This is a genomic window from Streptomyces sp. (assembly GCF_036566765.1).
Lineage (GTDB): Bacteria > Actinomycetota > Actinomycetes > Streptomycetales > Streptomycetaceae > Streptomyces.
In genome coordinates this window covers 1-6,738 of the sequence record NZ_DATCVQ010000729.1, presented here as the reverse complement: position 1 = coordinate 6,738, position 6,738 = coordinate 1, and the positions used below count along the sequence as shown (strand labels likewise).

At 68.6% G+C, this 6,738-nt stretch carries 8 protein-coding genes and 3 pseudogenes; 6 read left to right on the top strand and 5 right to left on the bottom strand.

The genetic code is table 11. From position 1 onward, the window contains the following. Positions 1-60 precede the first annotated feature (60 nt). The 3 genes from VIU94_RS42050 to VIU94_RS42040 all read left to right on the top strand — a co-directional run bounded on the left by VIU94_RS42050 (position 61) and on the right by VIU94_RS42040 (position 1,364). On the top strand, positions 61-501 hold the full coding sequence (locus VIU94_RS42050; protein ID WP_331920514.1) for a MarR family winged helix-turn-helix transcriptional regulator: 441 nt from the start codon (positions 61-63) through the stop codon (positions 499-501). Between the two features lie 54 nt (positions 502-555). Continuing rightward, positions 556-1,014 carry a cupin domain-containing protein gene (locus VIU94_RS42045; RefSeq protein ID WP_331920512.1) on the top strand — a complete coding sequence of 153 codons (459 nt, stop codon included), beginning with the start codon at positions 556-558 and terminating at the stop codon, positions 1,012-1,014. Positions 1,015-1,232: 218 nt separating this feature from the next. After that, positions 1,233-1,364 carry a hypothetical protein gene (locus tag VIU94_RS42040; RefSeq protein ID WP_331920516.1) on the top strand — a complete coding sequence of 44 codons (132 nt, stop codon included), beginning with the start codon at positions 1,233-1,235 and terminating at the stop codon, positions 1,362-1,364. Between the two features lie 78 nt (positions 1,365-1,442). Here VIU94_RS42040 and VIU94_RS44855 read toward each other — a convergent pair. The 3 genes and pseudogenes from VIU94_RS44855 to VIU94_RS42025 form a co-directional block, all read right to left on the bottom strand. Further along, positions 1,443-1,733: pseudogene (locus VIU94_RS44855) on the bottom strand (IS5 family transposase); the annotation flags it as partial. 202 nt (positions 1,734-1,935) lie between these two features. Beyond that, positions 1,936-2,289 (bottom strand): hypothetical protein, encoded by a 354-nt coding sequence (locus VIU94_RS42030; protein ID WP_331920510.1) that lies wholly within the window; start codon positions 2,287-2,289, stop codon positions 1,936-1,938. Beyond that, positions 2,286-2,771, bottom strand: a complete 486-nt coding sequence (locus tag VIU94_RS42025) for a hypothetical protein (RefSeq protein WP_331920508.1) — start codon at positions 2,769-2,771, stop codon at positions 2,286-2,288. The genes VIU94_RS42030 and VIU94_RS42025 overlap by 4 nt, the downstream gene beginning before the upstream one ends. Between VIU94_RS42025 and VIU94_RS42020 the strand changes: the two genes are divergently transcribed. Beyond that, positions 2,770-3,480, top strand: a complete 711-nt coding sequence (locus VIU94_RS42020) for a GntR family transcriptional regulator (RefSeq protein WP_331920506.1) — start codon at positions 2,770-2,772, stop codon at positions 3,478-3,480. The two genes, VIU94_RS42025 and VIU94_RS42020, sit on opposite strands and share 2 nt — an antisense overlap. 68 nt (positions 3,481-3,548) lie before the next feature. Next, complete coding sequence (locus VIU94_RS42015; RefSeq protein WP_331920504.1) at positions 3,549-3,899, top strand: hypothetical protein; 351 nt, start codon at positions 3,549-3,551, stop codon at positions 3,897-3,899. Here VIU94_RS42015 and VIU94_RS42010 read toward each other — a convergent pair. After that, a pseudogene (locus VIU94_RS42010) lies at positions 3,896-4,803 on the bottom strand (IS481 family transposase). The gene VIU94_RS42015 and the pseudogene VIU94_RS42010 sit on opposite strands and share 4 nt — an antisense overlap. 112 nt (positions 4,804-4,915) lie before the next feature. On the opposite strand from VIU94_RS42010, the gene VIU94_RS42005 reads away from it, so the two are divergent. Next, positions 4,916-5,689, top strand: coding sequence for a glycosyltransferase family 2 protein (locus tag VIU94_RS42005; protein WP_331920502.1), 774 nt, complete (start codon positions 4,916-4,918; stop codon positions 5,687-5,689). A 189-nt stretch (positions 5,690-5,878) separates the two neighbouring features. Here VIU94_RS42005 and VIU94_RS42000 read toward each other — a convergent pair. Further along, positions 5,879-6,570: pseudogene (locus VIU94_RS42000) on the bottom strand (sugar nucleotide-binding protein); the annotation flags it as partial. Between the last annotated feature and the right edge of the window lie 168 nt (positions 6,571-6,738).

Sequence of the window (6,738 nt, the reverse complement as noted above, 5' to 3'; positions counted from 1 at the left end):
TTGGGTGTGCTTCCTTCCGTAGAAGACATGCGTGCGCGGTGGACGGCGCGGCATCCGGACATGGACACCTCCCCGATGGAGGTGATCGGGCTGATCCGGCGGGTTCACCTGCTGCATGAGCGGGCGTTGCGTCCGTTGCATGAGGCGGCGCCGGTGACGGCGCCGGAGCTGGATCTGCTCATTCCGTTGCGGCATGCGTCGGGGCCGGTCATCGCCCGTCGTCTGGCCGCGCACCTGGGGATCTCGCGTGTGGCGGTGAGCAAGAGCCTGGCTCGTCTTGAGGAGCGCGGCTACATCCGGCGCACTCCCAGCGCGGCCGATCGCAGGTCGGTGGAGGTCGTCATCACCGAGGCAGGGGAGCTGGTCATCGACGAGCTCTTCCCCCGGCTGCTGGAGCGTGAGGTCGAGCTGCTGGCCGGCCTCGGCGAGGACCGTGAGCAGGTTGTGGCCGCCCTGACCCGACTGGCCGAGGTCCTCCAGGCCGCCGACCCCGACCGGTAACCCAGCCCCATCACCCGGCCACCCCATTCCCCCGGCACGAGAGATTGGACCGTCATGTCACGCGAGCGATTCATCAAGCTGCTGCCCGGCGAGCGCAGGCCCGGACGCGTCGCCCTGCCCCCGCCCTTCCAGGTCAAGGCACGCACAGAAGACACCGAAGGCCGCCTCTCCCTGCTGGAAGTCACCCTGGTCCGCGACATTCCCCGGCACACCCACCACCTCGCCGACGAGATGATCTACGTCCTGGAAGGCGAACTCGGCGTGCACTTCGACGGCGAGGACCTCACCATCCCCGCCGGCTCGTTCATCCTCCTGCCCAAGGGAGTCCCGCACGCACTGAGCCGCGCCACCGACATACCGCCCCGCGTACTCCAGGTCTCCTCGCCCGGCGGCTGGGAGTGCTACCTGGAAGACCTCGCCGAAGCCGGACCCGCCACCACCCCCGACGGATCCTTCACCCCCGCCCACCTCAACCCCATCGCCGCCCCCCACGGCATCCAATACGAGGAATGACCCACCACATCCCCGCCAACTCGACCCGGACCGGGAAACCACAGGGAGCAGACCCAGAGAGCCGATGAGCAGGCGTGGGGAAATCAGGGCCGACCGTGCTTCCGTGAAGGCCCTGTGCGCCGCCGGACACGGGTGCTTCGAGCACAGAGCCCCGCACTGCTCAGGCGGCTGCCGGGTCTCGGCTGTGAGTAGTTGAGGTACAGGAAATCCCGGTGAGAATGATCTTGCTGGGGTTCACCCAAGACCTGGGGCGTTCACCAACCTCACACGTGAACATCGGCCTGGCTGCCGGTGACGCGCTCAAGCTCTTCAACGACAACATCACCGCATGGGAGGTGATCAGGCGATGACGCCTTACGAGCAGGATCTGGTCCTGGGCCTGGTGGTCTCACCGGGCCAGGGCCCGACGCGCACGATCGACGAGGTGCTCGCCCACTTCCCTGCTCACACGCCAGATGGATCTTCGTGGTGAACCCGCCCCGCGACCTGCCCAGCCCATGGTCGTCCGGCTCGGTGACAACCCCTCCGGGCGGTTCCTTCTGCCCGGCGCCGTCCCGGCGGGCGCCGGCTGCGTGCTGGTGAGCTCGGCAGACCGTGGAGTCAACGTTGACCTCCCAGGTGATCAGCCCGGCCGTGTCCGCCCTCGCCTGCAACAACGTCAGCAACCGGGCCCACACACCCTGCCGCTGGCAGCGCCGGAACAGCCCATACACGGTCTGCCGGCTGGTGGGAGCGAAGGACAGGGAGACGTCGTCGCGGATCTCGTCTCCTGCGGGGTCGTCCAGGGTGACGGGAAGGTCGACGTGGGCGGCGTGGAGTCGGGCCGGATCATCTGGCTGGGGAGGGTATCTGCTCATTGAGGGCCGATGCCGCGCCTCACGCTCTCCCCGGCGGCTGAGAGCAGCACCGAGCATCCGGACTCTATGCGGAGCCCGCGGCGAACCTGGCGGCTGCTTGGTGGCCGGCGGCCAGGCCGGTGTCGTCCCGGCGCAAGGCGGTCAGGCTCAGGTCGGCGAGGCGGGGGACGAAGGCGACGTCGAGCCGCTGGACGGGGTGGAGCAGGCTTCGCTCGCAGGTCTCGGCCAGCCACACCGTGTGGTCGACCTGGGCGAAGGCGGGGTTGACGCCGATCTCGCCTTTGGGGAGGAAGCCGCTGAAGGGCGTGGCGATGCTGCGCTCATTCCAGTGGGTCCACACTGCCACTGCCTTGGCTTGTTCGAAGGCGAGGTAGAGCTGGGGGTAGCGGTCGAGGATCCGCATCTCGCGGAAGATCACCTGCCCGAGCAGCGTCGGCGCGGCCGCGGTGAGCGTTTCGATGTCGGCGTCACGGAAGGTGAAGGCGGCTGCGTCCTGGTCTGGTTCGAGGGCGATGGCAGCGACCAGATGGGCGACCCGGTCGCGGGTGTAGGCGGCGACGTCGGAGGCCAGTCCGGGCTCGATGCCTTCGATGAGCTCGACGAGACGGTCGTGCCCCGGGTGGAAGCGGGAATCAGGTACTCCGAGAGCACCTCGAAATACAGGTAGCCCAGGAACGGCATGCCCGGGATGGCGGCGGCGAGTTGGTCGAGGAAGTGCTCCGGTGTGCTCCGCTTGCCGGTGGCGTTGGCCAGCAGGGTGTCCAGGAACGGTGCCACGGTGCGGATCTGGTGGTGGGCGCGCTCGCTGAGCCGGGTGTCTTCGGCGTCGGTGAGGAAGCTGCGGTGTTGCTGGTAGGCGTTCAGGTGGAAGCGGCCGAGGCGAGGGGTAGTCGATGCCATGACCCGCACTCAGGAGTGGTACCTCGACCGAGGCGACGCCGAAGACGCTGAGCGGGTAGCACGGGGCACCGAACAGCCCCGCTTCAACAGCACCAATTCCACCGGCAGGAACATCACGGCCACGCCGCTCACCGAGCCCGAGATCGAGGCGGATGGGCAGGAAGCCCTGACGCAACTGACCGGGGACCTGAAGAACGGCGTCTTCTCGACCGACAAGGTGCTCCCACCAAGGAAGGTGCTGGCCGAGAGATACAGCGTCTCAGCCTCGGCGGTTGCCAGCGCTATGTGGGAGTTGCAGCGGCAGAAGCTCCTGACACGCGCGGCAGGGAACCGCCACATCCCAGCAAGCAAGCAAAACACCACGGACATATCCGCGAAGGACCTGATGCTGCGCGCGATCCAGCAGCACTTCGGGATCGCCCCCTTCAACTGCTCTGATCTACGCACCGCGACGGGCCGATCCAACTACGTGATCCGCCTATACGCCCAGCAACTCGTCAGCGAAGGCCGCCTGAAAGTAGTGGATCCGCCCGCCGGAGACATCGACCGGTACCGCGTTCGGCACTGGGCCGTACCCGCACCCAGACCGGGTGAGCAACGGCGCAAGGTAATGGTCTCGGCTGTGTCAGCGTCGCGGGCTGTCGTCCCCTCCCCGTCCGCCGGGCCGGTTGGCGTGGACACGCAGGGGGGCGTCATGATGGGGCCATGAAGAACGGGGTGGGCAGCGGGACGGCGAACGGGCCAGTGGTGTGTCCCCGGTGCGGAGCGGCAGACACCGTGGCGGTCGCCAATGCGACCGAGGGCAGCGGGTGCATGCACTTCGCCGAGGGGACCGTGATCGCGCTCATGGCCGGGGCTGCGGGCAAGTACTACGCCGACGACCGAGGCTGGCCCTGGCTCGCGGCGGTAGGAGCCGTCGCCGCGGTGCTCCTCTTCGTCGGCACGATCGCCGTCATCCGAAGCGAGAACCGGGACGCGCGGCGGGCGCGGGCCGCCGTGGACCGTGCCGCCGCGGCCGGCACCGTCGCCACCCACTACTGCGCCACCTGCGGGGAGGCGTCCTCCCCCGGGACGCCGGAAACGCGTGATCATTTCACGACCAAGACTGACTTTCCCAACAGGCCCTAGATGTATTGACCCGCAGCGTTGTTCACGCGGCTGATGGGCGGGTGTCCGTCGAGTGCGGTGTGGCAGCGGTGGTGGTTGTAGGTGTGGAGGAAGTCTGCCAGGGCTTCGCTGCGCTCGTGGTTGCTGGTGTAGGGCCGCAGGTAGGCCCACTCGTCGAGCAGGGTGCGGTGAAGCGTTCGACCTTGCCGTTGGTCTGCGGCCGGTAGGCGCGGGTCAGCTTGCCGGTTGCACCGAGCAGGGCCAGGGCGTTCTTCCAGGCCAGGCCCTTGCGGTAGGCCCAGGCGTTGTCGGTCAGGACCCGTTCGATGCGGGTGATGCCGTGTGCGTGGAAGAAAGCAGCCGCTCGGGCCAGGAAGGCCGCGCAGGTCGCGACTTCTCGTCGGGGTGGATCTCGCTGTAGGCGAGGCGGGAGTGGTCGTCGACGGCAGAGTGGATGCAGTCGAATCCCATGCCGCGGATGGGCCTGCCGGCCTCGCGGCCGTTGGTCTTGTGGCCGTTGGTCTTGTGGCCGCCGCCGTCGGGGATCCGGCCGAGTTTCTTGACGTCGACGTGGATGAGTTCGCCGGGTCGGTCGCGTTCGTAGCGGCGGATCACGACGCCGGTCTGCCGGTCCAGCCAGGCCAGCCGGTTGAGCCGGTGGCGGGTCAGGATGCTGTGGACGGTCGAGGCGGGCAGGCCCAGGACGGGGCCGATCCTGGCGGGCCCGAGCTTGCGGGCCTTGCGGAGATCGCAGACACGCGCCTCGATGGCCGGTGGGTGCGATGCGGTGTGCGGTGGGGCTGCTGGAGCGTTCGACCAGGCCCGCGTCGCCTTCCGTCCGCCACCGGCGGATCCACTTGTGGGCCGTGGACCTCGATCTGCCCATCTCCGCGCCGTCGCAGGGAAGGACTGGCATCGCCCGGATAACGAGCCACGGGTCATCCCGGCAACGCCGACCTGGTCGCTGGCAAACGCGGCGAGCTCCGAGAGCGGTGCTTGAATGGACCGTCGTTCCTGGTCTGGCAAGGAGAAGTGCTGTGCCCCTCGTGTCCGTCGTGATGCCCGTGTACAACTCGGCAGCCACCCTCGGCGCAGCCGTCCGGTCGGTGCTCACGCAGACCCACAGCGACCTGGAGCTGCTGATCACCGACGACCAGTCCTCCGATGGCTCCATGGACCTGCTGCGCGAGTTCGCCAAGCAGGACGAGCGCGTCCTGCCACAGCGGGCGCGCGAGCAGGGCGGTGCGGGCCGGGCCCGCAACCTCGCGATGGAACGGGCCCGCGGGGACTATGTCGCCTTTCTCGACAGCGACGACATGTGGCTGCCGGAGAAGACCGAGAAGCAGCTCGCCTTCGCCGCGGAAGGTGATGCGCCGTTGACGTTCACCTCGTACTTCAAGATGGACGCCGACTACGACGGCGAGAGCACCGACTGGGTCCCGAACGGTCGGGTGGTTCGTGCGCGGGAGCACGTGGACTACCGCGCGATGCTGCGCCGGGACCACATCGGTGCGCTCACTGCCATGTACGACCGCAATGTCCTGGGCACGAGGCTGATGCCGGAGATGCGCAAGCGACAGGACTACGCCCTCTGGCTGTCGATCATGCGGGACGGCGCTGACGCCCGGGGCCTGGCTGAGCCGCTTGCGGTGTACAGGGCCCACCAGGCGGGATCGTTGTCCTCCAACAAGCTGTCGCTCGTGCAGTACAACTGGGCCCTGTACCGCGAGCACGAGCATCTGTCGGTCCCCCGGGCGACGCGGGCGCTGGCCGGCGCTGTGTGGCAGTCGCTGCGCAACGCGCGCATCTAGAACCCTCGGGCCCGGGGAGGCCGGCGCGCGACCGTTCCCAGGGGTGCCCGACCGGGCCGCGCTGTGGCCGTACCGCGTGCTCGTGGCTGGACCCGGGGGCGGGCCCGGCAGTCGCCGGCCGGGGAAACGACGACCGCAGCAGTCGGCCGGTCTACATGTCCGTGTGCCGTGACGATGCGCAAACAGGCGTTACACGGGGTCGCTGCAGAACTGTCGAGCACCGCGCAGTGTGGTCCGCAGGGTTCGCTGGGTCGCCCTGCTGTCCAGGCGTACGCCGAGCGCGCCGGGAAGAGTGCTGTTGGCCCACAGTCCCGTGGGCAGCTGGGAGGGGTCGAGCCCATCCCGCTGTGCGATGAGGATGCCGAGCTCTGACGGCTCACAGCGTCAGAGCCTGCGAGGTGGTGGATGCCGGCCGCGTCGGACGCCGCCAGTTCGAGAAGCGCGGCGGCGAGTTCGGAGACGTGTACGGGGCAACGTATGTCGTCGCTGAACAGGGTGCCGTCGCGGGTGCCGGCGGCGAGTTCGTGCACGATCTTTTCGTGTACTGATCGCCCGTGGCCGATGATCAGTGATGTGCGGGCGACCGTGGCCCTCGAATGGACAGCGAGGACGCCGGTTTCTGCTGTGGCCTTGGCGGCGCCGTACGGGGTGATGGGGTCGGGGAGGCTGGACTCGTCGTAGTGGACTCCAGCTCCGGAGAACACCGCGTCGCTGGACACGTGGATCAGGCGCGTTCCGTACCTCGCTGCGACCATCGCGAGTCGGATGGGGCCTTCTGCCGTCGTCGCCCAGTCGGCCAGGCCGCTCGAGGCGTTGAGGACGATCCGCGGGCGCACTTCGGCCATGACGGCGTCCAGACGTTCCGCGTCGCGCAGATCGAGGGGAGGAACCTTGAGCCCGGAACGGCCGTAGTCGGCCGTCTGGGACCCGAGACGGCAGCAGGCGAGGCCGATGGAGAACCGGTCCAAGGAGAGCAGTGGGTAGTCGCCAACGCCGTCCTGGACAGGGCCCACGGCACGTGGAAGCTGAACCTCCATCTGCGGCGTCCG